Consider the following 25,639-nt stretch of genomic DNA (forward strand, 5'->3'; position numbering starts at 1 on the left):
ACACGCTCCTCGCACCCAACACCACCCGCACAAAGGAATCCGCGATGACCACTACGACCCTCGCCGCCACCGAGGCGCAAACGCAAACCCACGCGCACCCGCACGACGACAACGGCACCGCGCTCGGCGAAAACGCAACGCTGCACGAGCCGATTTCCGCCGACGGCACGCCCGAACCCGGCCGCACCTATACCGTTCCGGCGCGCTGCGGCCGCGCAGTGCGCGTGAAAGCAGGCCAAACGATCCGCGTGACGAATACGCACGGCACGCAGGTCTGCGACACATGGATCTTCAACGCCGCGCATCTGAACGAGTTTCTGTCGTTCGAGCACACGCGCGCGTATATCGACAAGGTGATTCCGCAGGTCGGCGATCCGCTCGTGACGAACCAGCGCCGCCCGATCGCCGAACTGACCGCGGACACGTCGCCGGGCGTGCACGACACGCTGATCGCCGCCTGCGACCTGTACCGCTACCGGAATCTCGGCGTAACCGGCTATCACGACAATTGCGCCGACAATATGCGGCTCGCGCTGAAGGCGATCGGCCTGCGCGCACGCGAAGTGCCGCAACCGTTCAACCTGTGGATGAACATTCCGGTCAAGTCCGATTATTCGATCGAATGGCTGCCGGCCGTATCGAAGGCCGGCGATTACGTCGATATCAAGGCCGCGATGGATTGCGTGTTCGTGTTTTCCGCGTGCCCGCAAGACATCGTGCCGATCAACGCGCTGCATCCGGTAGAGGTGGAATTCACCGTGCTCGCATAACGTCGTAGCGTCGCCGCGCGGCTGCATAATTACCCAGCCGCGCATTCAGCCGCGCATTCAGCCTCGCACCCGGCGCGCACTCAGACGCGCAAATGCTTACCGATCAATCCTGCGGCAACCGGAACGGCACCACGCTGTTCTCGTTGTTCGCCTCGACGAGCCGGATCAGTTGCAGCATGAACAGCTCGCGCTCGCCCGGCGGCAAATGCTCGATCGTGCGGTCGTGCGCACGCTGCACCGCCGGCGCCATTTTCGCGACGAGACGTTTGCCCTGGCGCGTCAGCTTGACGAGCTTCACGCGCCGGTCGTAGTCGGCCTGACGGCGCTCGATCAGCCCGCGCCCTTCGAGACGCGGCATCACTTCGGCCACGCTCGAACGCTCGAGCCCGATTTCGATGGCGAGCGAGTTCTGATCGATCTCGCCAAGTGCGTCGAGCGCCGTCAACAAGCTGTATTGCACGGGCGTCACATCGAATTGCGCCGTTTCCTCGGCAAACAGAAAGCCGTGAATCTGATGCATGCGGCGAATCAGAAAGCCGGGCCGGCTAAAGAGCGGCGAGCGCGCCTGCCATGCGCGCAATTCCTCGCTCACCGAACGCGTGGCGGGTTCATCGTTGATCGTGGTCGACATAGGTCCTTGTCCTGGAGAGCGCGCTGGCAACTGCGCTGAAAACGCGCCGGTAAACGCACTAACAAGCGCACTAACAAGCGCACTAGCAAGCGCACTAGCAAGCGCGCAAACGCCGCAACACCGAATGCGCTGCATTCTAGCGAATTCGCGGGCGCGAATAAATAATCGGGGTACACCACACAATTCACCATAATCATGCGCGACGCCTTGATCCGGTGCGCGACCGCACCACACAGGCGTCGGCCGCAAGCCCGCAGGCACGCCGAGCCTCATCCATGCAAATGCCGTGCGGACCCCTCGAGTCCCGCATGACGTCGCGGTGCTTCGCGCGCCGCGCCCGTCCGGCTGACAAACCGGCATGATATTTGCGGTACACCACGCATTTCCCCCCCATCCTGCCAACCAGCCCGATATCCGCTATGACCCAGGTTCTACTGAAAGGCGGCCGAGTGATCGATCCCGCAGCCGGTCTCGACGCGACGCTCGACATACTGGTCGAAGACAAGCGCATTGCCGCGATCGGCCCCAACCTTGCCGCGACCGCGCCGATTGCGGAAATCATCGACTGCAAAGACCGGCTCGTGCTGCCGGGCCTCATCGATACGCACGCGCACGTCTATCAGTACGTCACCGGCCGCTTCGGTCTGAACCCCGATATGTGCGGCGTGCGCTCGGGCGTGACGACGCTCGTCGATCAGGGCGGCCCGAGCTGCATCACGATTCCCGGCTTCCGCAGCTTTATCGCCGAACCGTCGAAGACGCGCGTGCTCGCATTCATTTCCGCGTATATCGTCGGCGGGCTCGAAGGCCACTACTATCCCGAGCTTTACCGCCCCGAATGTCTCGATGCGTCCGCCACCGTGAAAGCCGCGCACGCGAACGCAGACCTCGTGAAAGGCGTGAAGGCGCACGCCGAGATCGGCGGCTTCGCGCGCTGGGGTCTCGACGTGATGAAGATCGCGTCGCAGATCGGCCGCGACGCGCATCTGCCCGTCTATATCCATTTCGGGCAGTTGTGGCCGAAGCCCGAAAGCGGCGGCCTGCCCGTCAACCCGGACTCGATCTTCAATCAGGTTGTCGAAACGCTGAAGCCCGGCGATATCCTCGCGCACCCGTTCAGTCGGCATCCAGGCGGCTTCGTCGAGGAAAACGGCAAGCTGCATCCGCTCGTGCCCGAAGCGATCGCGCGCGGTTTGAAAGTGGACGTCGGCCACGGCTCGCACTTCAGCTTCAAGACGGCGCGCATCGTGCTCGATGCGGGCGTCGTGCCCGACACGCTCGGCGCCGATATGCACGGCTACAACACGCACCTGCCGGCGCCCGCCGGCACCCCCGATAGCCACCCGGACGAAGAGCACTCGTTCCTCGGCCGCACGCAGTTCAGCCTGGTCAGCGCGATGACCAGCATGCTCGCGCTCGGCCTGCCGCTCGATCACGTCGTGCGGATGGTCACGTCGAACGCGGCGCGCATGATCGGCATGGAAAGCGAACTGGGCGCATTGAAGGTGGGCGGCGTGGCCGACATCAGCGTGCTCGAGGACCGCCGCGGCCGCTGGGTGCTCGAAGACAACGAAGGCACGCAGGTCGTCACCGACCGGATGCTGACGCCCTTGCTTTGCGTGCGCGACGGCGTGCGCTACGACGCGAACTCGCCGAGCCTGCCGCTCGCGCGGGCCGCGTAAGCGCAAACGGGTTCTGCTCTCACACTTCACGCCGCGAGGAACACCACAGATGATCAAACGACCCGTCAGGCAACCGCCGGACCGCCCGCAAGGCATCGGCGCGTCGCTCGAGCGCAAGGAAGACGCGCGCTTCATGCACGGGCGCGGCGAATACGTCGGCAATATCCGGATGGTCGGCATGCTCGACGTCGCGTTCGTGCGCAGTCCGATCGCGCACGGCCATATTGTCGGCATCGAAAAGCCCGCGGGCTTCGAACACGCGGTTTACACGCACGCCGATCTCGACGGCGTGCTGCCGATCGTCGCCAACTCGGGGCTGCCGGGTTTCAAGCCGTCGGAACAGCCCGTTCTCGCGCGCGGCAAGGTTCGTCAGGTAGGCGAAATGATCGCGATGTGCGTCGCCGCCACGCGCGCCGAAGCCGAAGATATTGCCGCGCAGGTGTTCGTCGACTTCGAGGACCTGCCCGCCGTGGTCGATATGCTCGATGCGCGCAGCGCTAGCACTGCGCTCGTGCACGAGCACTGGGGCGACAACGTGTTCCTCGAAACCTTCGTCGACGCGAAGGCCGAGATCGACCTCGACGAGATCCGCCGCACCGCGCCGATCCGCGTCCAGCGCAAGCTGCGAACCTCGCGCCAGAGCATGGCGCCGATGGAAGGCCGCGGCGTCGTCGCGCACTGGGACAAGCGGCTCGCGCAACTGATCCTGCACACCTCGGCGCAGATGCCGCATATCACGCGCACGGGTCTCGCGCAGTGTCTCGGTCTCGACGAAGGCCAGGTGCGCGTGATCGCGCCCGATGTGGGCGGCGGCTTCGGCTACAAAGGCATTCTGCTGCCCGAGGAAGTGTGCTGCGGATGGCTCGCGATGCAGCTCGAGCGGCCGGTCCGCTGGCTCGAGGATCGCCGCGAGCAATTGACCGCGAACGCGAATTGCCGCGAACACGACTACGACATCACCGCCTACGCGCAGCGCGACGGGCGGCTGATCGCCGTCGAATGCGAAGCGACCGTCGATTCGGGTGCGTATTCGTCGTATCCGTTTTCGGCATGCCTCGAAGCGGCGCAAGTGGGCAGCATCCTGCCGGGCCCGTACAAGATGGATCGCTATCGCTGCCGCACGTGGTCGGTCGCGACCAACAAGCCGCCGATCCTGCCGTATCGCGGCGTCGCGCGCACGGGCGTCTGCTATGCGATCGAAACCATGATGGACGCGATCGCGGTGGCCGCCGGCCTCGAGCCGCATGAAGTGCGGCTGCGCAATCTCGTCGAGCCGCACGAAATGCCGTTCGACAACATCACGAACAAGCATTTCGACAGCGGCAACTATCCCGAAGCGGTACGCCGCGCGGTCGCCGCCATCGACCTGCCCGCGGTGCGCGCACGGCAGCGGCGCGGCGAAGCGGACGGACGCCGGATCGGCTTCGGCATGGCGGTGTTCTGCGAACAGGGCGCGCACGGCACCTCCGTTTATCACGGCTGGGGCATCCCGATGGTGCCGGGCCGCGAGCCCGCCGTGCTGCGCCTCACGCCCGACGGCGTGCTCGAAGTGCGCGCGGGCGTGCACTCGCACGGCCAGAGCATGGAGACGACGCTCGCGCAGATCGCGCACGACGTGCTCGGCATCGACACCGATCGGATCCGCGTCGTGCTCGGCGATACGGGCGTCACGCCCTACTCGACCGGCACCTGGGGCTCGCGCTCGATCGTGATGGCAGGCGGCGCGGTTGGACAGGCCGCGAAGGAACTGAGGCAGCGCCTGCTGAAGATCGGCGCATGGCTGCTGAACACGCACGTCGACGACGTGCGGTGGCAGCCCGGCGCCGTGACGAGCCCCGATGGCGCGACCTGCACGCTCGAGCAGATCGCGCACACGTGGTACCTGAAGCCGCAACTGCTGCCGCCCGACGTCGACCCGCGCGGACTCGAAGTCGCGACCACCTATCAGGCGAAGCGCGACACCGGCACCTTCAGCTACGCGTGCCACGCGGTCGTGGTGGCCGTCGACACCGCGCTCGGGCTCACGGAGATTCTCGACTATGTGATCGTCGAAGACGGCGGCGTGCTGATCAATCCGATGGTCGTCGACGGTCAGGTGTACGGCGGCGCCGCACAAGGCATCGGCACCGCGCTCTACGAAGCGATGCCGTACAGCGAAGACGGCCAGCCGCTCGCGTCGACGCTCGCCGACTATCTGCTGCCCGGCGCGACCGAAGTGCCGCCGATTCGCATCGAGCATATGGAAACGCCGGCGCCCTACACCGAGTTCGGCCAGAAAGGCATCGGCGAATCGGGCGCAATCGGCTCGACCGCGGCGATTGCCAACGCGGTCAACGATGCATTGCGTCCGCTGGGTGCCGAAGTGATGCGCCTGCCGGTCTCGCCGCGCGTCGTGCTCGAGGCGATCGCGCAAGCGAGCGGCGCGCGCCGCGATGCCGCGAAAGGAGTGCCCGCATGAAAGCCGCCGCGTTCGACTACGAAAAACCGCAGAGCGGCGACGATGCGGTACGCCTCGTCGCGGCGAGCGCCGGCATCGGCAAGTTCGTCGCCGGCAGCCAGTCGCTCGGCCCGATGATGAACCTGCGTTTCGCGCAACCGGAATTGCTCGTCGATGTGCGCGGCATCGCCGCGTTGCGCGCATGCCGCGACGAAGGCGCGCACGGCGTGCTGGGCGCGGGCATCACGCACGCGCAAATCGAAGACCGCGCAGTGGACGACTACACGCAAGGTCTGATGGCCCATGTTGCACGCGGCATCGCCTATCGCGCGGTGCGCAATCGCGGCACGCTCGGCGGCAGTCTCGCGCATGCGGACCCGGCTGCGGACTGGATCAACGTGATGTGCGGGCTCGATGCCGATTTTCTCGTGACGGGCGCGCAAGGCGAACGCGTCGTCAACAGCGCCGACTGGATGTCCGGCGCATTCACGACCGCGCTCGAACCCGACGAGTTGCTGACCGGCGTGCGCATCCGCAAGCTGACGGACCACGCGCGCTGGAGCTACTACAAGTTCAACCGCAAGCCCGGCGAATTCGCCGAAGCGATCGCGCTTTTGATCGACGATTCGGCTGCAGGCGTCTGCCGCGCTGTGATCGGCGCGCTCGACGGGCCGCCTCACCTGATCGCCGACGCGCGCGGCTTGATCGATGCGCGCGACCCGGCCGCGCTCGAACCGCATCTGCTCGATGCGGGCCTCGAACCGGACAGCTACGAATACCAGGTGCATCGCGTCGCACTCGAACGCGCGGCCGCAACGCTTCGCACCCACGGCAGGAATCCGCTATGACCGACGCGCCCAAAAAACCGCTGCAACTGACCGTCAACCACATGCCGGTCGCCGCCTTCGTCGAACCGCGCACGAATCTCGCCGACTTCCTGCGCGAAGCGCAAGGGCTGACCGGCACCAACATCGGCTGCGAACAGGGCGTTTGCGGCGCCTGCACCGTGCAGATCGACGGCGCGCCGGCCCGCTCGTGCATCACGCCGGCGATCGCCTGCGCGGGCGCGCAGGTGCGCACGATCGAAGGTTTCGACGACGATGCGCTGATGAACGCGCTGCGCGCCGCATTTTCCGCCGAGCACGCGCTGCAATGCGGTTACTGCACGCCGGGCATGCTCGTGACCGCACGCGACATCGTGACCCGCCTGCCCGACGCCGACGACGCGCGTGTGCGCTACGAACTCGCGGGCAATCTGTGCCGCTGCACGGGCTATGTCGGCATTGTCCGCGCGATTCGGCGCGTGCTCGATGCGCGGCGCGCGGCTGCCGCGCAGCCGGTAGCCCGTGACACGGTCGGCGCGGCTTGACCCGCTGTGTAAGCGTGCCAATCGCCTTCTACTCTTTGCCGCTCGCGAGACGCAATGGAAATCGAACAAAGCTTTACCGTCGCCTATCCGCTTGACGACGTATGGACCTCGTTTCACGACACGCCTGGCATCGTTGCCTGCCTGCCCGGCGCGACGCTGACCGCACCGCCTGAGAACGGCGCGCTCAAGCTCGCGATGACCGTCAAGCTCGGCCCGATTGTCGCGAGCTTCGCGGGCGACGGCGAAATGACGCTCGACGAAAACGCCAGGTGCGGCAGCGTCAGCGGCAGCGGCGTCGATCGCAAAAGCGCGTCGCGCGTGAAAGGCGTGGCCGCCTTCGCATTACATGCCATTTCGCCGGCACAAACGCGCGTGGACGTGAAGGTCGATTACACGATCGCCGGCACGCTTGCGCAGTTTTCGCGAGGCGGCATCGTGAAGGAACTGGCGACGCGCCTGACCGATGCGTTTGCGCAGAATCTGAAGGCGAAGCTCGATACGCAGCAGCATGCGGACGTGCAAGACGAAGTGCAAAGCGAAGTGCAAAACGAAGCGCAAAACAAAGCGCCCGACGCGATCGCGCCCGAGCCCGCCAGCCTGAGCCGGGCCGATACCGAACCCAGGCTCAGTGCTCCGCCTGCCCAGCCGCCCGTCAATGCGCCGCTCGACCTGGGCAATCTGTTCTGGAAAATGCTGTGGTCGCGCATACGCGGCTGGCTGCGTCCCGGCGTGAGTTCGCGATGAATGCAACGAACCGCGAAGCACCGGGCAACGCGCACACCGATGCGCCGGTTGATGCAAACGCCGGCGCAACCCAACGAGCCCTCGCTCGCGTGTACGGCGTGCGGCCGCATTGGCACGCCGTCGCGCGCGCCCGCGACGCGATCGGCCTGCCCGACTTCACGCTGCTGCATGCCGGCCCACCCTATGCGAACCCGTGCGACCCGGCGCCACCGGTGCTTTCGTCGGCGGTGCTGTGCTGCCTCTACGAAAAATGGGCGACGACCGAGGCGCACGCCGAGCAGTTGATCGCCAGCGGCGAGGTGAAGCTGGTCAGCGCGCAATCGTTCGGTGTCGTGACACCGCTTGCCGCCGTGGTATCGCCGTCGTCGACGCTCGTCGAAGTCGTGGACGCCCACGCATCGCCCACTGCGCGCCGCGCATGGTCGCTGCTCGGCAGCGGCGCGGGCCCGCAGCTCCGTTTCGGCAGCCGCCATCCGCACGTGCTCGCGCGGCTCGCATGGCGCGACACGGTGCTCGCGCACCATCTTGCCGAGGCGCTCGAACGTGTCGGCCCGCTCGACCTGTTTCCGCTCGCGGCCGCCGGCCTCGCAGCCGGAGACGATCTGCATGCCCGCACGACATCGGCAACGGCCGCGTTGCGTGCGCAACTATCGCCGTTCATCGCCGAGCCGGCTGTCGATACGATGCTTGCCGACACGCCGCTCTTCTTTCTCACGCTGTGGATGGCCGCGTGCCATCTGATGATGTCGGCCGCAACGGACCCCGACGGCGACGCCGCGGACACCGCCGGCGCCGCCTCGACGCTCGTCGTCGCACTGGCCGGCAACGGCCGCGAAGTCGGTGTGCGGCTCGCGGGCAAGCCGTCCGTGTGGACCACGCACCCGGCCGCGGCGCCCGCCGGGCCGCGCCTCGATAGCGTCGCCGCCCACCTGCCGGCCGCCCCGCTGACCGGCGACAGCGGCGTGATCGACGCAGCCGGCTTCGGCGCGCACGCCTTCGCGCTGGCGCCCGAACCCGCGACCGCATTCGCCGCGTGGCTGCCCGCCGGCTGGCGCGATGCGCAGCCCACGCTGCTTGCCGGCCAGCACCCGGCATTCGATGCCGCATTGCGTTGCGCACTCGACGCAGCCGCCGTCGTACAGCGAAGCGTCGAACCGCTCGCCGCAATCGCGATGATCGGTGCCGACGGGCGCACGGGCCTGATCGGCCGAGGCGTCTATGCGGCGCCCGTCGCGCTATTCGAGGCCGCATTGCAGGCACGCTGACGCCGCATCGCGAAGTATGTGCACGCGACATTTTTTTTTGCGAGACTGAACGCCCGCATGACTCGCCCTGGAATTACACGTTTTCCTCTATGCTGATCAACGACCCCGCCACCTACGCTGCCGTTAGCGCCGCGTTCGACGCGTACGAAACCGCGCTCACCACCAACGATGTCGCGATGCTCGACACGCTGTTCTGGAACAGCCCGCATACACTTCGCTATGGGGCCACCGAGAATCTGCATGGGTATGACGAAATTCGCGCCTTTCGCGCGCGTCGGCCCGGTGCAAATCTGATGCGCACCGTCGTCGACCGTTCCATTACGACATTCGGGCACGATTACGCCGTGGCGAACATCACGTTCACGCGCGAAGGCGAAGCGCGCGTCGGACGGCAGTCGCAGACCTGGGCGAAGATCGATCAGGCATGGCGCGTGGTCGCCGCACATGTTAGCTGGATGGAAACATGAACCAGAACACGTTGCTCGAACCGGGTTTTAACGGCGCCTTCGTCCGCGACGGCTTCAACGCATTGCCCGCACCCGTTGCCATGGAAATCGCCGCGCATCTCGCGGCACAACCGGCATCGCGTGCGGCGGCGCTCGCCGGCGCGCGTCTCGCGGTCAAGGATGTGTTCGATATCGAAGGGCTGCGTGCCGGCGGCGGCAATCCGACCTGGGCCGACAATCAACCCGTCGCGACGTCGACCGCGCCTGCCGTGCGCATGCTGCTCGAAGAAGGCGCGCAATGGGTCGGCAAGACCGTTACCGACGAACTGACCTACAGCCTGGCCGGCATCAACGTTCACTACGGCACGCCGCGCAATCCGGCGAGTCCGGCGCGCATCCCGGGGGGCTCGTCCTCAGGCTCGGCCGTCGCCGTGGCAGCCGGTTACGCGGACATCGGCCTTGGCACCGACTGCGGCGGATCGATCCGGCTGCCCGCGAGCTATTGCGGCATCTGGGGTATCCGGCCCACGCACGGCCGCATCGCCGCCAATGGCTGCTTCACGCTCGCGCACAGTTTCGATACGGTCGGCTGGTTCGCACGCGACGGCGCGTTGCTCGCCGATGTCTTCAACGTGCTCGCGCAGACCGACGCGCAAATCCTGCCCGAACGCGTGATGCTGTGTCTGCCCGACGATATCGTCACGTTGCTGCACGTGCGCGTGCGGACCGCACTCGCCACCGCGTTCGACACCTTGTCGGAACGCTTCGAAATGAGCCTGCTGTCGTCGTCGAGCCTCAAGCCCGAAACCTGGGCGCAAAGCTTTCGCGTGCTACAGGCCGGTGAAATTGCACAACAGCACGGCGCGTGGGCGATGCGGCATCTCGACAGCTTCGCCACCGATATCCGCCAACGCCTGCAGGCCGCGGTCACGATCCACCCGGCGCAGGTGCACGATGCGCAGCGCGTGCGCGGCGATGCGATCCGCGCGCTTGCGCGCGTCTTCGAGGAGCCCGATACCTATATCGTGATGCCGACGCTGCCATGGATCGCCCCGCTGATCGGCACGTCGGGCGCGGAAGTCGACGAGGTGCGCGTGCGTTCGCAGCAGATGCTGTGCATCGCGGGCCTGGCCGGCTTGCCGCAGGTCAACCTGCCGTGGACGTCGTTCGACGGCGCGCCGCTCGGGCTCTCGGTGATCGGCGCGCGCGGCGACGACGAAGGCGTGCTCGCGGTGGCGCAAGCGGTGCACGACGCGCTTGCGAGCGCGCAACCGGACGCTTAGGACGCTTAGGGCTCTGTGGACGCTTGGGACGCTGAGCCCTTTAAGCCCCTCCAGACGCTTGTCGACGCGCGTGCGCGTCGCGCCTGATCGGCGTGCGGCTCAGTTCGTTGTTCGTTTCGACGAGCCGCACGAGGTACTCGATAAACTGCTTGCGATCCTTCGCGGGCAGCGCGGCCAGCGTGCGTTCGTGCGCGCGCTCGACGCCGGTTTCGAGCCGCGCAAGCAGCGCGCGGCCCACGTCGGTCAGTTCCGCCACTTTCTTGCGCTTGTCGGTACGCGAACCGCGGCGCTGGATAAAGCGCCGCTCGGCAAGCCGCGCGATCACATCGGCCGTATTCGCGCGATCGAGGCCGACCGCATTCGATAAGGCGATCTGCTCGGACGGCCCCAACTGATCGAGCGCCGTGAGGATGCTGTATTGCACCGGCGTGATGCCTTCCGGCGCGCATTCCTCGATAAACAGCGCAACGTGAATCTGATGCAGACGGCGGATCAGAAAGCCAGGCCGCGCGTCGAGCGCGGTATGCCGCCATTCGGACGGATTGTCGGTGTCCGCATGCGCCGGCGCCGCGGGTGCGGCAAGCGCGGCTTTAGCCGCCGTCCGTTTGTTAGTCGCTCGAACGGTCATTGCGCGCCGCCATTCGTGCGGCCGTTCGTGCCTTCATAGGTCGCCTCGGTCATCGTCCGATCTCCTCGTGTTTGCCATTTCGTCAGTACACATCGTATCAGGAAGAAATGCTTCCGGTAGCGGCGTATTGCGCCGTGTGTGCGCAAGCTGCGATTTGTCCAATTCGCGTTCGGAAGCATGCACCCGATCGTCGAACGCGATTCGCCTGTCTCGTCCAAACAAGTGCACAACGCGTAGCGCCGCGTGCATTCCGGCGATGCTTTGGTGCGTCGTTTCGGTTCCGTTCCCGCCGTCACGATGCGCATCGCGCGCACACGCCGCGCCCACACCGCGATACGCATCACTGGCATGTCATTTGCATCGACGCCATCGAACTCGTAAGTGTGCAAACAAATATCGCTGTCTCGCAGCGACAACTCATCGACCGCCGCATCCAAACCGCAAAGGGGAATGACATGCCGTCCCGCTTCACGTCCCGCTTCACGTCCAGCTTTATCGCCGCCACCGCCCACGCCACGCGACCGTACGCATCGGCCCGGCGCGCCGTCGTCCTGACGCTCTTCGCGGCGCTTGCCGCCTCGAGTCTCGGGCTCGGCTTCGCGAAGGCGGCCCACGCGGCCGGCGCCGACGACATCAAGGCGCGCGGCTATCTGACGGTTGCCACCGAAGACGACTTCAAGCCCTTCGAATTCGTCGACGACGGCAAGCCGACCGGTTACGACAACGAGATGCTCGCGCTCGTCAAGAAGAAGCTGCCGGTCGAAGTGCGGCAGCAGATCATGCCGTGGCCCGGCATTCTGCCCGGCGTGACGACGGGCAAGTACGACATGGCGGTGACCGCGGTGCTCGTCACACCCGAGCGCAAGAACACCTTCGACTTCACGACACCGCTCGTCGAATCGACGACGTACTACGCGACGAAGAAGGGCTCGAGCATCAAATCGGGTGACGACCTCGTCGGCAAGGTGGTCGGCGCGCAGACCGGCAGCGCGATGCTCGCGGACCTGAAGGCCTACGACGAAGCCCTCAAAAAGAAGCACGGCGGCCAGGGCATCAAGCAGATCGTCGAGTACCAGTCGTATCCGGAGGCGTATCAGGACCTCGGCGTCGGCCGGCTCGATGCGGTCGCGAACACGCAGATCAATCTGAATTCGCTGATCAAGACGCGCCCCGACACTTTTGCGCTCGGCCAGCCGCTCGGCCAGCCCGTCTATATCGCGTGGGCCGTCAAGAAAGGCAATACGGCCGCGCTGCAAATGATCAACGCCGTCCTGTTCGACCTGCGCAAGAGCGGCGAGATGTACGCGATGCAGAAGAAGTGGTTCGGCGCGAGCTTCGAATCGATGCCGCAGTCGATCAACTGATTGCGTAGACGAGCCCGCCTGATGACCGCATTCGACTATTGGAGCATCACGCGCGGCGCGCTGTCGACGATCTCGCTGTCGCTCGCGAGCATCGTGCTCGGCGTGCCGCTCGGCCTCGCGCTCGCGCTGATCCGCTGGGCGCGCGTGCCGGTGCTCGACCGCGCGGTGTATTCGTACGTCAGCATCGTCCGCTCGTGCCCGACTGTCACGCTGACCCTGCTGATCTTTTTCGCACTGCCGCAGTTCGGTCTGTCGCTCGACCCGATTCCCGCGGCCATCGTGGCGCTGACGATCAGCACGTCCGCGTTCAATTGCGAAGTATGGCGCAGCGCGCTGATCGCGTTTCCGCGCGATCAGTACGACGCGGCGCTGTCGTTCGCGATGCCGCGGCTCACCCGCATGCGCCGCATCGTGCTGCCGCAAGTCTGGCGCGCGAGCCTGCCGGGTCTCGTCAACGAAATGACGCTGCAGATCAAGTCGACGCCGGCGGTCGCCGTGATCGGCATCGTCGAAATCACGCGCGCGGCGCTGCGTGTCGGCTCGAACACGTACGAGCCGCTGCCGCCGTTCGTGTTCGCGCTGGTGCTGTACAGCGTGATTGTCTATGTTCTGTTGCGTGTGCAACGAACCATCGAATCGCGTGTGCGGCAAGGAGAAGCCGCATGATTCACGACTTCGCGACCATCTGGGCGCAGCGCGCCGACGTGCTGTCCGGTCTGCTGAACACCGTGATTCTGCTCGTCTCCTCCGCGTTCGCCTCGCTCGTGCTCGGCGCGCTGCTGACGCCGATGCTGATGTCGAAGCGCAAGGCGATCGCGCGCGCGGCAACGGCCTACGTCGATGCGATGCGCTGCGCGCCGTTTCTGCTGTTCGTCTATCTGATTTATTTCGGGCTGCCGACGCTCGGCATCAGCCTGTCGAACTGGTGGGCCGGCGCGATCGCGCTGATTCTCTACAACACGGCGTACATGGCGGAACTGCTGCGCGGCGCGTGGCGCGAACTGCCCGTCACGCTGATCGAAGCGGGCAAGGCGTACGGTTTTTCCGGCTTCGCGCTGCTGCGCCGGATCATCCTGCCGCCGATCTTCCTGCGCGCGATGCCGATGATCGGCAACCAGATCATTCAGATCGTAAAAGACAGCGCCTTCCTGACCGTGATCGCCGTCAACGAGCTCACGCACGAAATGACCGGCATCCAGTCGACCTACTTCATTCCGTTCGCGGCCTTCGTCACGGCCGTGCTGCTTTACTGGTGCGTGTGCCTCGCGATCGAGGCCGGCACCGGTGCATTGAACAAACTTGCCGAGGAACGCCGCGCGTGAATTCCCCTACTGCTTCGTGGGCTGCCGTCAAGACGACTCAAACCCTGCACGACGCCGCGCTTGCCGCGCAAGACGACGCACGCCCCGTTGTGATGCTGAGCGGCATCTCGAAGTCGTTCGGCAGCAATCTCGTGTTGCGCGACGTGTCGCTGCACGTCGCGCAAGGCGAAACGATCTGCCTGCTCGGCCCGTCCGGCTGCGGCAAATCCACCTTGCTTCGCTGCATCAACTGGCTCGAGACGCCCGATGCGGGCAGCGTGCATATTTCCGGCAAGCGCATGGGCGTGCGCGACAACACAAGCATCAAGATGAGCGATGCCGACCTCGCCCGCATGCGCGCGAAGATCGGCATGGTGTTCCAGCACTTCGCATTGTGGCCGCATCTGACCGTGCTCGAAAACGTGATGGAAGCGCCGCTCCATGTGCTGAAACGCGACCGCGCGAGCGTGCGCGCGGAAGCGGAAGCGCTGCTCGCGCGCGTGGGGCTCGCCGAAAAGCGCGATCAGTTTCCGTCGCGGCTATCGGGCGGCCAGAAGCAGCGCGTCGGCATCGCGCGGGCGCTGGCGATGAAACCCGACGTGCTGCTGTTCGACGAGCCGACAAGCGCGCTCGACCCGGAACTCGTCGGCGAAGTGCTCGCCGTCATGAAATCGCTCGCCGCTGAAGGCGCGACGATGATCATCGTTACGCACGAAATGGAATTTGCGCGCCAGGTCGCGACGCGCGTGGTGTTTATGGACGGCGGACAGGTGGTCGAGAGCGCGCCGCCCGAGCAGTTTTTCGGCGCGCCGAAGTCGCCGCGCGCCCAGCAGTTTCTCGCGCGGTTCCACAAAGGGTGAAATCCGGGATGAAACCCGGACTGAAACCGGGGCCGGCATCGCGAAACAAGGGCTGAAGTCAGTCGGCGCGCTGCGGCACGCCGTGGCCGGGCTTCAGCGACGCGACGGCAATCCTCGCGAGGTGGAAATAAAGCCGCCGGTCGAAGCCATAGCGGTACGCATACAGATGCGTGAGCGCGACCCGCAGCGCACGCAACGGCGCGCCGTTTTTCGAGTAGATCGACACGACGATCGGCACCATGCGCCGCAAGGCGACACGGCGCGCGGGCTCGAGTGACGGCGGCAACGTCAGGCCGGCGAGAAAATGGTACGCAAGCATGGTCGCCGCGCCGAGCGAGGCGCGCGTCGTGGTGGTGATCGACACGCCCGTCTTCCGGTAATACGACACGTACTCCTTCAGGTAGTACACGCCGCGCGCCGCAAGACACAGTTCCGTGCCGAACACATATTCGCAGCCCAGACCGTAGCGCTCCTTGTAGCTGATGCGCTTGACCAGCCCGGCGTTCGCCATCCAGCCGTTATTCGGCAGCATCTGGACGATGCCGGTGCGTCCCGGCAAACGCTGCAAACCCTGCGCGCCCGCGGTACGGAAGTACGCGACGTTGAGCCGCGCGCTGCCCTCGATGTCGATCTTGCCGGACTCGTCCACCTCGTACTGATCGCCGAACGCCACCTCGATATCGGGGCTGAGCGTCCATGCGCGCAGCAGCCGGTCGACGCAGTCGAGCGCGAGATAATCGTCGTCGTGAATCAGCACGATCTTGTCGCCGGTCGCGCGCGCGAAGAGGCTCGCGATATTACGCGGCTGCTTCAACGACGGCTCGTGCTTCCGGTAGCTGATGCGCGGCTCGTTCGCATAGCGCGTTTCGATCAGCGCTTTGGTGCGGTCGTCTTTCGAATCGTCGCCGATCACCACTTCGATATTCGGGTACGTCTGCGAAAGACACGAATCGAGGCACTGGACGATCAGATCCGGACGCTGATACGTCGGCAGGCAAATGGAGACCTTGGTTTCCGCTGTCGTTTCAGTTGTCATGATGAAGTGACGCTCCCGAATTGATTCCCCGGAATGGCCCCCGAATGGACTCCCCTGTACGAACGCACGCGTGCTCGACCCTTCGCGGTCGAACAGTCCGGCGCAAGGCCCCCATCTCGCGGGCCATGGCACAAAAATAGTAGATGAAGATGATCGATCGCGTAGCGGATTAGTTCCGCACGCGAGATCGGGTCGCCGGGATGTCGCTGCGCAAGCGCTGGGCCTGCGCAGCGAAGGGCGCGAAGCAGGAGGGCTACTTGCGGTCCACGATAATCTGGTCGAAGGTGCCGCCATCGGCGAAATGCACTTTTTGCGCGTTCTGCCAGTTGCCGAAAACCTGCTCGACCGTGAACGTTTTGATCGGCTTGAACTCGTTGGCGTGCTTCGCAAGCACGGCGGCGTCGGTCGGGCGCAGATGATGCTTTGCCATGATTTCCTGCGCCGCGGGTGAATACAGGAAGTCGAGGAAGGCCTGTGCCTGCTTGCGCGTGCCGCGCTTGTCGACCACCTTATCGACCACGGCAACGGGCGGCGCCGCAAGAATGCTCATCGACGGATAGACGACGTCGAAACCGCCGCCGCCCACGCCGCTGTCGATCAGCGACACCTCGTTTTCGAAGGTCACGAGCACATCGCCGATGCCGCGCTGCGTGAAGGTGGTGGTCGCGCCTCGTCCGCCGGTATCGAGCACCGGCACGTTGCGGAAGATCGCTTTCTCGAAGTCGAGCGCCTGCGCGTCGGTCGCGCCATGCAGCTTTTTATAGCCCCATGCGGCCAGATACGAATAGCGGCCGTTGCCGGCCGTCTTCGGGTTCGGAATCACAACCTGCACGCCGGGCTTCGCGAGGTCGTCCCAATCCTGGATGTGCTTCGGATTGCCCTTGCGCACGAGGAACACCATCGTCGTCGTATAGGGCGCACTGTCGTGCGGCAGACGCGTACGCCAGTTCTCGGGCAGCAAATGCCCCTGCTGCACGAGCAGATCGATATCGTTCGGCTGGTTCATCGTGACGACGTCGGCCGGCAGGCCCTGCAGCACCGACAGCGCCTGCGCGCTCGACGCGCCATGCGACTGGCGCACGTCGACGGTCTCGCCGGTCTTCTGCCTGTATTCGGCGGTGAAGGCCGGGTCGATGTCCTTATAGAGTTCGCGCGCCACGTCGTAGGACACGTTGAGCAGTGTCGTATCCGCATGCGCCGCTTGCGGTGCGCCTTGCCACAGTGCCAATGCCGCGGCCGCCGCAAACGCGATGCGCGCGGCGGCGAGCGGACGTGCTTGAGCCGTCTTGCCAGTCATTTTTTCTCCGTTGAGGGTCGCTTATAGACGAGTAACACACCGACGGGTGAAGCACGAACTCTGCACGAACTCTCGCCGTCGGCCCGCTATTATTCGCGAACCCGCTTCACGGATGTTGGGAAAGCGGCATCCCCTCGGTGCCGGCATAGAACACGATCAGCGTAACCGGACTGTCGCCGGTCACGCCGCGATGGACGCTGCCTACCGTTTCGGGCAGCACCTGTCCGGCCTTGACCGTCTGTTTCTCGCCGTCCTTCTTTTCGACGGTGATCTCGCCCGACACCACATAGCCCGCATTCGGCATCGGATGCGTATGCCACGGCAGCACCGAATGCGCGGGAATCTCGATCTTCAGCACCGAGAGTTGCGGCTGCCCCGACGGATATCCCTTATAAGGCGTACCGTCCCAGGATTTGTCGGTCTTGAGCAGGGTTTCGATCTGGATGCCGGCCGGCGGCTGTTGCGCGAAGGCCGCGCCGGCAAACGCGAAGCCGAGGCCGGCGCCAAGCGCGGCGAGCGTGCCGCGCACGAACGCGCGACGGTGCCGCGCCGGAGGGCGTCCAGGCGGATTGCCGGAACGATCGAAACGGTTGTTTGAGCTGGAAAGGCGGGCACGGGCCGCAGCGTCGGCTTGCATGATTTCGTTCACTCCTTGAAGGCGGACAAGGCGGCCCGATCGACGTCGGCATCGGACCCGAATTCGAGCAAACCGATGTTATCGAAACCGCGCAATCAATGGAACGCGTGGCACGGATCGTTCATTCCCTTCTTTTCCGTCACCCGGTGTTGCGAAACGGGAAACAAAGCGAAGCCTTATTGACGCGGCAACCTGGTGGCGGCGATGCGGGTTGCTGCGCGGTTTTCCGTGCGTCGTGTACGTCCGCGGTTTGCCGAGCAGCGAGCGCCGCGAATCGATCGCATCCTGGAAGTGCGCGGTCGCTGTCGGGTCGCCGAGCAGCACGACCAGCATGGCGTGTCCGCGCACCTGCGTGACGAGAATCAGGCAATGGCCGGCCCCGTTCGTCAAGCCGGTCTTCTGCAGGCTCACATGCCACGATGCCATCCGCCACGATGCCATCCGCCCGAATCGCATCCGCACGCATCCGTGCCACGGCGAATCTACTCGCTCGCGTTGGCGCTCGAGGGCGTAACGGCTTCGACCGGCAGCGTGCAAGCGCGCACCATCGCGGCGTAAAGCGGGTCCGCGACACGCCGCTCGAAGAACTGAACGCGTGTCGCGCCCGAGCGCGGCCTGAGCCGGACGCCGATCTTCACGCCATCGAAAAAGGTTGCGCCTGCAGCGTGACGATGTTGTCCCGATGCACACGACGCAAATGGCGCGCGCTGGCTTTCCACCTCGCAGCGATACAGTCGGCCACCGCCGCGACCGACGCCTGCGAGCGCAGTGTCAACGCGGGCGGCCTTGAAAACACGCTGTCCTTGTTCGAACAGGCCGTTGCGAGCAGCACGACAGACCCGACGCGACGAGCAGATTGATAAAGGGGAAGCGGCTTCTCATTGCATATTGCGCGGCAGCAGCGGAACTTTCGCCAGATTAGCTGGCCACATCGTGCAACGCGCGACAAACCGAAACGCACAGTGCGGCGCCGACTGACCGGCATGCTGCATCGTGCTTCCTGCAATAAACAGCCCTACTTGCCTCTCTTACCCGTCATGAAAGGACTTGTCGTTCCCATCGCCCTTGCCGGCCTTCTACTGATTCTTCAAGCCGCCTCATCGCGCGCCCAGGATGCCCAGGATGCGATTCCCGAAGACTACGCGTATCTGACGCATATCAACGTCCGCCCGGCGGTCATCAATTGCATCGCGGAAATCGACCGCTGGATCCGCACCGCAGCGCGCTACGACACGTTTCTCGCACCCGACGTGCGCCTCCTGAAGGCAAAGGTTCGCGATGTGGATAGCAGCGCGCCGGCTTCCGCCGCACAAGACGCCGCGCCGAGTACCGCCCAGCGCCCCACGCTGAGCACCGCACAGAGCGTCGCGGAAAACGCCACGCAACGCGTCGCGCAGGGTGCCTTGCAGCCGGCCACACCTCAAGTCGACTCGACCGTGACGATTCACGGCTCCGCGAGAACCCGCAAGCACAACGCGTGGGTGCCGGCCATCGCCCGATGCGGCTTCTGGCATTCGCACGTCGTGTCCGTCACGCTCGAGCCGTTCGCGCCGCGCTGACCGCACAGCACGGCGCACGCGCGCATTCAGGGACGGCGGCGGCCCGCATGACCGCCGCACATCGGCCACCCGCATACCGGCCACCCGCATACCAGCCACCTGCATACCATCCACCTGCATACCATCCACCATCACGCGCACGGTTCGCCGCTCACTGCATCGACAGCCACTCGTCGCCGAGACCCTCGGTAATCGCCGCCGCGTCGAAGCGGTATGCCATCAGCGCGGCGAAACCGCGCCGGCCGTCGATCGAAGCCGGCGCGCTCGTGAAGCCGTGCTTCGCCATCAGCGCGGCCTCGATCGCATCGGCGGCCGCCTTGCCGACCTCGAGCCCCGCGAGCGGCAGACCCGCGTTGTGCGCGAGCCCCGCCGATTGCGTGGCCGCAATGCCGAGCGCGTTGCGCGTGCGCGTTTCGTCGAGCGTCAGAATGCGCGCGACCGCGAGCACGGCGCCAAGCACGCCGACTGCCGACGCGACGTTCCAGCGCGCGCGAAATTCGTCGCTGTCCACCGCATGGCGAATCCGCAGCGCCGCTTCGATCCCGATCGCGGCGGCCGCCGCCAGATCGTCCGCGTCGGCGGATACGAGCTCGCCGGTGGCGACGACGGCGGCCAGCACCGGCGTCGCCACCGTCGCGGGCGCTTCGTTCGCGAGCGTCGCACCGAGCGCCCACGATTGCACGCGCGTGTCGTTCGGACCGCTGCCCTGAAATTGCAGCAGCGTGGCGGTTTGCCGGCTCGCGCCGTTCAGCGACGCGAGCTTCGAGCGTGCATGCTCGATGGCGCGCGCCGCGGCGGCGGCGGCCGGCGCGCCCCGTTCGGTGAGCGGGCCCGACGCGAACCGGACCAGCGCGTCGGATACGGCGGAGTGAGCAGCGGGGTTATGCATGATTCGATTCCTTCGTCGTAGTGCAAAGCGCGAAAAGCCCGTCGAGATTCGCCGCGTCGGCAAGACCATCGACCACCGCCGCCAGCTTCCGGGCGGTGCCGTTGCCAAGCAGCGGATCGACGAGCAGACGAACCTTGTTCAGCAGTTCGTCGTCGGTGAGCGGGCGCGCAAGACTGCCGCGTGCATGCTCGACGTGATGTTTGACGCTCGTGCCGTTCTTCAGCCGCGCTTCGATAAACACCTCGTCGCGGTTCACCGCGGTATCGGGCGCCAGCGTCGTTTTTGCGCGCACGGCCGTCACGTCTTCCTGCACGACGCGCGCGTCTTCGTACTGCGCGATGCCGACCACCTTGTCGCACAACGCGGCGGCCACCCCGTGAATGGCGCTGAAACGCGCCTGCAAACCGTCCTTCGGCTGCGGGTTGCCCATCAGCTCGGGCACGAGCGGATGGCAACGCAGCGTGATCGCTTCGATATCGGCCGGGTTGGCAATCTTTTCCGACAGCGCGAGGCCGCCGTCGATCGCCGGATGCGCAACGATGCCGCACGGATAGGGCTTGTACGTGTTGAAGAGCAGTTCCCAGCGTTCACCGAATGCACCGATCATCAGATCGAAATCGACCTTGGTCGACATCGAATGCGAATAGCCGCCTTGCGCTTCGAAGATATCGGCCTGCGCGCGCTGCCCCGCCTTCGCGAGACGCGCGGCCGCGATGCCGTTCGACGCCGCCTTGCCCGGGTGATAAGGCTTCGTCATCGTGCCGAACGCTTCGCGATGGCCGACGAACATCGATGCGGCGAGGCCGACCGCGTCCGCGAGCTGTGCTTCGTTCAGACCGAGCAGCAGGCCCGCGGTGAACGCGCAGCCGATCACGCCGCAGGTGCCCGTAATGTGCCAGCCGCGGTCGTAGTGCTCGGGCGAGATCGACACGCCCACGCGCAATTGCGCCTCGCAGCCGAGCGCGAAGGCGGTCAGCGCCGCGGCGCCGGTCGGCTTCGTTTCGGGCGCGAGCGCGGTCAGCACCGCGAGCACCGACGCGGCCGGGTGAATCACCGTGGCGAGATGAGTGTCGTCGAAATCGTCGAGATGGCCGGCGAAGCCGGTCGCCAGCGCCGAGAAATGCACATCGACGCGTTCGGTGCGGCCCGGCACCGGCGCGAGCTCGGCGACGCGCAGATCGCGGGCGGCCCCGAGAATCGCGTCCACGCCCGGATGGCGCGAGGCGCCGATCGACGTTCCGACCACATTGATAAACGAACGCCGGGCCTCCCGTTGGACGTCGGCGGGCAGCGGACGCTGCGCGAGCGCGTAAAGGCCCTGCGCGAATGCGGCGGCGACAAAACTCATTGAGACAACTCCTCGAGACGAACGCCGTTGGTCTTCGGGCCGAGCACGCCGACCATCACGACGATCACTAACATGGCTGACGAAATCAGCACGAACACGGCGGTCACGCCCGAATGCTTGAGCAAGGCCGCCACCCAGAACCCCACGAAAATCGAACTGACCCGGCTCCAGCTGAACACGAAGCCGACCGCGCGCGCGCGGATACGCGTCGGATACAGCTCGGCCTGGTACGTATGGAAGATGCCGATCAGCCAGTTATTCGCGATCGTCACCGCGCTGCCGCAGACCAGGATCATCGCGGGCTCGCGCGCCTGGCCGAACAGCAGGCCCGCCGCCGCGACGACGAGCGCGCAGCCCACCAGCTGCCACTTGCGCTCGAGCCGCTCCGCGAACGTCATCGCGCCGATCGCGCCAAGCGGCGTCGCGAACGCGATCACCATCGTGTAGAGCAGCGAGTGCGTGATCGTGATGCCCTTCGAAAACAGCAGCACCGGCACCCAGGAGCCGAAGCCGTACACGCCGAAGGTCTGGCAGAAATTGAAGAGCGACAGCATGACGGTGCGCGGCAGATAGCGGCCCTTCCACATCTCGCCCCACGAGCCTTTGTCCTTGTCCGATGCGGGGCCATGCGCGTGCGCGCCGCTTGCGTCCGGCCTCGCGGCATCCGCCTGCGGCGCCGCGAGCGGCCGGCGCGTTTCGGCCACGACGCGCGCTTCGATCGCATCGACGATCGCATGCGCTTCCTTGTCGCGGCCCTTGCTTTCGAGCCAGCGCGGCGACTCCGGCAGCCCGCGCCGCACGAACCAGATGGCGATCGCACCGGCCGAGCCGATGATCATGACCCAGCGCCAGCCTTCGAGGCCGAGCACCGTGCGCGGCACGAGCCCATACGCAAGCACCGCGACGACCGGCACCGACGTGAGAATCACGAGAATGCTGAACGCCATGTAACGGCCGCGCGTTTTATAGGGCGTAAGCTCGGAGATATAGGTATCGACCGTCAGCAGTTGCACGCCGATGCCCGCGCCCGCGACGAAGCGCCATACGTCGAGCAGTTCCGGCGAAGTCTGGAAGGCCGCAATGAATGTCGCAATCGAATAGATGACCATCGCCGCGGTAAACACCGCGCGCCGCCCGTAGCGGTCCGTGATGCCGCCGAGCGCGACCGTGCCGACGAACATGCCGGCAAAGAACGAGCCGAGAAAGCTCGCAAAGCCGTTGATGTCGAACAGACTCGCCGTGGTCGCGCGATACAGACCGCTGTGAATCAGGCCGAGCGACACATACGCCGCCATGAAGAGCTCGTAGAACTCGAACCACCCGCCGACCGCGATGCGCGCCACGAGCCCTCTGAAATAGCGCGTGGGCGGCAGCCGGTCGAGGCGCGCCGAAACACTCGCATGCCCGTACCCGACGGTTGCGAGCTCCTTGTCCATATACATCGACGTCTCCTGTCTTTCAATGGAAAGTGTGTGCTTTTAAAAACTTTAGTGTCGACACTTTAAGCGAGTATGCGAGGCGTTTCGAGTAAAATCAAGTGAAACGTTGGCTAAGTGTGCACACTTTAAGTTCCGGAACGGTCGAACGGACGTTCGGGCCGCGTGTCGCCGGCCGTTGCCGGTTTGTTAGAATCTGGCCCCGTGCAGTGCATCGATGCATCGGCGCCAGTCGAGCGAGGAAACAGAAAATGGTCAGGGATGGGGACAAGAACGCGGCGGCGAGCCTCGCGACGAGCGCGACGCCGCTCGAGGAAGCCGATTCGCCGCGCGTGGCCGAAATCGTCGAATGGGTCGCGCGCGGCATTATCGAAGGACGCCTGAGGCCCGGCGACGATCTCAATTCGGTGGACCTGGCAAAGCGCTTCAGCGTGAGCCGCACACCGGTGCGCGAGGCGCTTTTCGTGCTGAGCCGCGAGGGTCTGGTCGACTGGTCGCCGCGGCGCCGGCCGCGCGTGTCGACACTCAATATCAAGGATGTGCGCGAGATCTACCAGCTGCGCGCGGTGCTGTACGCGCAGGTATCCTACGCAATCGTCGAACAGGCCACCGACGACGATATCGCCGCGCTGTGGCGCGCGCACAAGCGTCTTGCCGACGTCGCGGCGCGCGACGACGTGGACGGCTATTTCTGGGCGAACGTGCAGTTTCGCGACGAAGAACTGCGTGTCTCGCGCAACAACATTTTCAAGGAAGTGCTCGACACGCTGAAGATGCGCACGAACCGTCTGCGCCATCTGAGCACGTCGTTGCCCGGCCGCTTGCAGCGCTCGTGCGCCGATCACCAGCGCTTGTGCGAAGCCTATGAGGAACGCGACGGCACGCTCGCGGCGGCGCTGAACCGCTCGATCGTGCTCGGCGCGCTGCATGCGATCGAGCTCGCGTGGGAGCAGGATCCGGAGAAGTTCTGAATACGTGAGCGGGTACGGTTTTGTCGCGCGTGTGCCGGCGTGCCCTGCCGGTACGTTCCTGAACCTGCCCGCTCATAGCACCACATCGCAGCGCGAATCTCTGCGTAAATCACGCTGACGCGCTGCGTTGGATCGATTGCGCCGGCGCCGACGGCGCGCGATCGCATCGCGCGTACTTTCGCCTGTGTATGCCTGGAGCGTTCGCGATGATCAGCCTTCCCACCTTACATGTTCAGATGCATGTCGAGCCCTATCGCGCCGGCTCGCCGGAATCGCGCGTGCCGCTGCCTCGAATCGATACGCAGCGCGGCCAACGCGGCCAGCAGGCGCAAGCGGAACCCTCGTCGCGAGATGCCGGGACCGTGGCGAGTGGCCCGCTTGCGCCCGTTGGGCTCCGCGCCGCCGGGCGGCAACCCGCTGCTGCAACGGCCTCCGCAGCAGCCGCCCCGATCGCAGGCACGCTTCCCGATGCCTATATCGGCACACCGCGAGGCGATTTGCGATCCGATCCACAACATGTCGGTATCCTGACGGACGAATCGAGGCAACGGTACGTCGCAGTTGGGCAACACCACTACGCAATCCGCAACGACCCGGCGAACCAGACGTGGCGCATCGTCCAGTTGCGGGACCAGACCAAACCCGGCATCCCTGTCCGGCTCGACCCGACGAGCCAATGGCGCGTCCATCACGACATCGGCCTGACTGGCGGGCGCCCCTTGCGCACGCACGCGCAGATAGAGAACGATCTTCGTGAAACGCGGGCCACACTCGAAGATCTCCTTGCCCGGCATTCGGACGTGCGGCAGGACGTGCACGATGCCCTTGGCCTGATACGTCGATACGAAACGTTCCAGACGCAAACCCACGCCGACCAGCGGGTGATACAGAACGACGTCGACTTCTTGCAAGGCATGTCCGAATTTTTCGCACGACAGATCGAGCGCGGCAACGCCGATCCCTCGTTTCAAACCGCATTGCAACAGACAGGGCTGCAGATCGAACGCAAACGAACCTCGATACAAGCGCTGCAGCGAATGATCGACGAAGGCGACGCGCACATCGGCACACTGCGCTCGCATATCGGCGAGATGAACGCCGACCTGGCACACATCCGGGAGTCGATCCCTCACACCAGTCAGCGAGTCGCCGAACTGGCTTCGCAATTGAACGACTTCGAATAGCAGCGCCCACGCGGCGCGCCTACTGCCCCGCCACCGCGCGCAACAGCGCCGGCACCGGCTGCAACGGTGCAAGCAGCGCTGCATCGACGCCATACGCCGTCAGCGTCTTCGTCACATCCTGATAGTCGATATGCACGTGGCGATCGGCGTCTTCCCACACCACGGCCTTGAGCGGCAACTCGAGCGCCGCATGCGGATGGGCCGCCATGACCGGCGTGCCCGCCTTCGGATTGCCGAACAGAAAGAGCCGCGTGGGCCGCAACGGCATGCCGGCGCCCGCGGCCGCCGCACTCTGGTCGATATCGGCGAACAGCGTGATCCCCCGCGCCGCGAGCGTGTCGCGCAGGCGCGTAACCGTGGTCGCGAAATCGTATTGGCTGTGCAGCGTGATGAGCGATGCGGGAGACACATCCGGTGTATCGGCTCGGGCAGTCACGACAGGCTCCATCGAACAGGTGAAAAACATAACCGATGCGGCGAGCGCAACCCGCCGCACCTTCCG

General features: G+C 65.5%; 28 protein-coding genes. 16 read left to right on the forward strand and 12 right to left on the reverse strand.

The window, feature by feature from the left end; translation table 11 throughout:
* Positions 1 to 44: 44 nt before the first annotated feature.
* Positions 45 to 770: a DUF1989 domain-containing protein gene (locus ACYPXD_RS05480; RefSeq protein ID WP_459708327.1), complete on the forward strand. Its 726-nt coding sequence runs from the start codon at positions 45 to 47 to the stop codon at positions 768 to 770.
* A gap of 103 nt (positions 771 to 873) precedes the next feature.
* Here the strand turns inward: ACYPXD_RS05480 and ACYPXD_RS05485 are convergent, their stop codons facing one another.
* Positions 874 to 1,401, reverse strand: a complete 528-nt coding sequence (locus ACYPXD_RS05485) for a MarR family winged helix-turn-helix transcriptional regulator (protein WP_459708329.1) — start codon at positions 1,399 to 1,401, stop codon at positions 874 to 876.
* Between the two features lie 419 nt (positions 1,402 to 1,820).
* Between ACYPXD_RS05485 and ACYPXD_RS05490 the strand changes: the two genes are divergently transcribed.
* From ACYPXD_RS05490 to ACYPXD_RS05525, 8 genes are all read left to right on the forward strand, one after another.
* Positions 1,821 to 3,083 (forward strand): amidohydrolase/deacetylase family metallohydrolase, encoded by a 1,263-nt coding sequence (locus ACYPXD_RS05490; RefSeq protein ID WP_459708331.1) that lies wholly within the window; start codon positions 1,821 to 1,823, stop codon positions 3,081 to 3,083.
* A 49-nt stretch (positions 3,084 to 3,132) separates the two neighbouring features.
* Positions 3,133 to 5,541, forward strand: coding sequence for a xanthine dehydrogenase family protein molybdopterin-binding subunit (locus ACYPXD_RS05495; RefSeq protein ID WP_459708333.1), 2,409 nt, complete (start codon positions 3,133 to 3,135; stop codon positions 5,539 to 5,541).
* Positions 5,538 to 6,368 carry an FAD binding domain-containing protein gene (locus ACYPXD_RS05500; protein WP_459708335.1) on the forward strand — a complete coding sequence of 277 codons (831 nt, stop codon included), beginning with the start codon at positions 5,538 to 5,540 and terminating at the stop codon, positions 6,366 to 6,368. Before ACYPXD_RS05495 ends, ACYPXD_RS05500 begins: the two co-directional genes overlap by 4 nt.
* The gene (locus ACYPXD_RS05505) at positions 6,365 to 6,889 is read left to right on the forward strand and encodes a (2Fe-2S)-binding protein (protein WP_459708337.1); all 525 of its coding nucleotides are present in this window, start codon (positions 6,365 to 6,367) and stop codon (positions 6,887 to 6,889) included. Before ACYPXD_RS05500 ends, ACYPXD_RS05505 begins: the two co-directional genes overlap by 4 nt.
* Positions 6,890 to 6,943: 54 nt before the next feature.
* Entirely contained in the window at positions 6,944 to 7,633 is a 690-nt protein-coding gene (locus ACYPXD_RS05510) for an SRPBCC family protein (protein ID WP_459708339.1), read from the forward strand.
* Entirely contained in the window at positions 7,630 to 8,898 is a 1,269-nt protein-coding gene (locus ACYPXD_RS05515) for an oxamate carbamoyltransferase subunit AllG family protein (protein WP_459708341.1), read from the forward strand. Before ACYPXD_RS05510 ends, ACYPXD_RS05515 begins: the two co-directional genes overlap by 4 nt.
* Before the next feature lie 89 nt (positions 8,899 to 8,987).
* Entirely contained in the window at positions 8,988 to 9,365 is a 378-nt protein-coding gene (gene hpxZ, locus ACYPXD_RS05520) for an oxalurate catabolism protein HpxZ (protein ID WP_459708343.1), read from the forward strand.
* On the forward strand, positions 9,362 to 10,627 hold the full coding sequence (locus ACYPXD_RS05525) for an amidase (protein WP_459708345.1): 1,266 nt from the start codon (positions 9,362 to 9,364) through the stop codon (positions 10,625 to 10,627). Before hpxZ ends, ACYPXD_RS05525 begins: the two co-directional genes overlap by 4 nt.
* Before the next feature lie 40 nt (positions 10,628 to 10,667).
* On the opposite strand, the gene ACYPXD_RS05530 is transcribed toward ACYPXD_RS05525, so the two are convergent.
* Together ACYPXD_RS05530 and ACYPXD_RS05535 are read right to left on the reverse strand one after the other, a co-directional pair.
* A complete protein-coding gene (locus tag ACYPXD_RS05530) occupies positions 10,668 to 11,255 on the reverse strand; it encodes a MarR family winged helix-turn-helix transcriptional regulator (protein ID WP_459708347.1) in 588 nt (195 codons plus the stop codon).
* Entirely contained in the window at positions 11,252 to 11,692 is a 441-nt protein-coding gene (locus ACYPXD_RS05535; RefSeq protein ID WP_459708349.1) for a hypothetical protein, read from the reverse strand. Before ACYPXD_RS05535 ends, ACYPXD_RS05530 begins: the two co-directional genes overlap by 4 nt.
* Before the next feature lie 18 nt (positions 11,693 to 11,710).
* Between ACYPXD_RS05535 and ACYPXD_RS05540 the strand changes: the two genes are divergently transcribed.
* The 4 genes from ACYPXD_RS05540 to ACYPXD_RS05555 all read left to right on the forward strand — a co-directional run bounded on the left by ACYPXD_RS05540 (position 11,711) and on the right by ACYPXD_RS05555 (position 14,780).
* Positions 11,711 to 12,619, forward strand: a complete 909-nt coding sequence (locus tag ACYPXD_RS05540) for a transporter substrate-binding domain-containing protein (RefSeq protein ID WP_459708351.1) — start codon at positions 11,711 to 11,713, stop codon at positions 12,617 to 12,619.
* Between the two features lie 21 nt (positions 12,620 to 12,640).
* A complete protein-coding gene (locus ACYPXD_RS05545) occupies positions 12,641 to 13,285 on the forward strand; it encodes an amino acid ABC transporter permease (protein ID WP_459708353.1) in 645 nt (214 codons plus the stop codon).
* Entirely contained in the window at positions 13,282 to 13,941 is a 660-nt protein-coding gene (locus ACYPXD_RS05550) for an amino acid ABC transporter permease (protein WP_459708355.1), read from the forward strand. The genes ACYPXD_RS05545 and ACYPXD_RS05550 overlap by 4 nt, the downstream gene beginning before the upstream one ends.
* A 92-nt stretch (positions 13,942 to 14,033) precedes the next feature.
* The gene (locus tag ACYPXD_RS05555; RefSeq protein WP_459708448.1) at positions 14,034 to 14,780 is read left to right on the forward strand and encodes an amino acid ABC transporter ATP-binding protein; all 747 of its coding nucleotides are present in this window, start codon (positions 14,034 to 14,036) and stop codon (positions 14,778 to 14,780) included.
* A gap of 58 nt (positions 14,781 to 14,838) precedes the next feature.
* Here ACYPXD_RS05555 and ACYPXD_RS05560 read toward each other — a convergent pair whose 3' ends face one another.
* The 5 genes from ACYPXD_RS05560 to ACYPXD_RS05580 form a co-directional block, all read right to left on the reverse strand.
* The gene (locus ACYPXD_RS05560) at positions 14,839 to 15,816 is read right to left on the reverse strand and encodes a glycosyltransferase family 2 protein (protein ID WP_459708357.1); all 978 of its coding nucleotides are present in this window, start codon (positions 15,814 to 15,816) and stop codon (positions 14,839 to 14,841) included.
* 253 nt (positions 15,817 to 16,069) lie between these two features.
* Positions 16,070 to 17,113, reverse strand: a complete 1,044-nt coding sequence (locus ACYPXD_RS05565) for a sulfate ABC transporter substrate-binding protein (RefSeq protein ID WP_459708359.1) — start codon at positions 17,111 to 17,113, stop codon at positions 16,070 to 16,072.
* Between the two features lie 106 nt (positions 17,114 to 17,219).
* Complete coding sequence (locus ACYPXD_RS05570) at positions 17,220 to 17,750, reverse strand: cupin domain-containing protein (protein ID WP_459708361.1); 531 nt, start codon at positions 17,748 to 17,750, stop codon at positions 17,220 to 17,222.
* Positions 17,751 to 17,828: 78 nt separating this feature from the next.
* Positions 17,829 to 18,083: a hypothetical protein gene (locus ACYPXD_RS05575; RefSeq protein ID WP_459708364.1), complete on the reverse strand. Its 255-nt coding sequence runs from the start codon at positions 18,081 to 18,083 to the stop codon at positions 17,829 to 17,831.
* A gap of 149 nt (positions 18,084 to 18,232) precedes the next feature.
* Positions 18,233 to 18,388: a hypothetical protein gene (locus ACYPXD_RS05580; protein WP_459708366.1), complete on the reverse strand. Its 156-nt coding sequence runs from the start codon at positions 18,386 to 18,388 to the stop codon at positions 18,233 to 18,235.
* Positions 18,389 to 18,769: 381 nt separating this feature from the next.
* Between ACYPXD_RS05580 and ACYPXD_RS05585 the strand changes: the two genes are divergently transcribed.
* Positions 18,770 to 19,309, forward strand: a complete 540-nt coding sequence (locus tag ACYPXD_RS05585; RefSeq protein ID WP_459708368.1) for a BspC domain-containing protein — start codon at positions 18,770 to 18,772, stop codon at positions 19,307 to 19,309.
* A gap of 151 nt (positions 19,310 to 19,460) precedes the next feature.
* Here ACYPXD_RS05585 and ACYPXD_RS05590 read toward each other — a convergent pair whose 3' ends face one another.
* The 3 genes from ACYPXD_RS05590 to ACYPXD_RS05600 are packed head-to-tail and all read right to left on the reverse strand — an operon-like array spanning position 19,461 to position 22,988.
* On the reverse strand, positions 19,461 to 20,198 hold the full coding sequence (locus tag ACYPXD_RS05590; protein WP_459708371.1) for an MmgE/PrpD family protein: 738 nt from the start codon (positions 20,196 to 20,198) through the stop codon (positions 19,461 to 19,463).
* On the reverse strand, positions 20,191 to 21,546 hold the full coding sequence (locus ACYPXD_RS05595; RefSeq protein ID WP_459708373.1) for an MmgE/PrpD family protein: 1,356 nt from the start codon (positions 21,544 to 21,546) through the stop codon (positions 20,191 to 20,193). The genes ACYPXD_RS05590 and ACYPXD_RS05595 overlap by 8 nt, the downstream gene beginning before the upstream one ends.
* Positions 21,543 to 22,988 (reverse strand): MFS transporter, encoded by a 1,446-nt coding sequence (locus tag ACYPXD_RS05600; protein ID WP_459708375.1) that lies wholly within the window; start codon positions 22,986 to 22,988, stop codon positions 21,543 to 21,545. Before ACYPXD_RS05600 ends, ACYPXD_RS05595 begins: the two co-directional genes overlap by 4 nt.
* A 245-nt stretch (positions 22,989 to 23,233) precedes the next feature.
* Between ACYPXD_RS05600 and ACYPXD_RS05605 the strand changes: the two genes are divergently transcribed.
* Positions 23,234 to 23,953, forward strand: coding sequence for a GntR family transcriptional regulator (locus ACYPXD_RS05605; protein WP_459708377.1), 720 nt, complete (start codon positions 23,234 to 23,236; stop codon positions 23,951 to 23,953).
* Between the two features lie 206 nt (positions 23,954 to 24,159).
* The gene (locus ACYPXD_RS05610) at positions 24,160 to 25,137 is read left to right on the forward strand and encodes a hotdog family protein (RefSeq protein WP_459708379.1); all 978 of its coding nucleotides are present in this window, start codon (positions 24,160 to 24,162) and stop codon (positions 25,135 to 25,137) included.
* A 19-nt stretch (positions 25,138 to 25,156) separates the two neighbouring features.
* Here ACYPXD_RS05610 and ACYPXD_RS05615 read toward each other — a convergent pair whose 3' ends face one another.
* Positions 25,157 to 25,573: a DUF302 domain-containing protein gene (locus ACYPXD_RS05615; protein WP_459708381.1), complete on the reverse strand. Its 417-nt coding sequence runs from the start codon at positions 25,571 to 25,573 to the stop codon at positions 25,157 to 25,159.
* Positions 25,574 to 25,639: the final 66 nt, after the last annotated feature.

Source organism: Paraburkholderia sp. 2C (assembly GCF_054589215.1).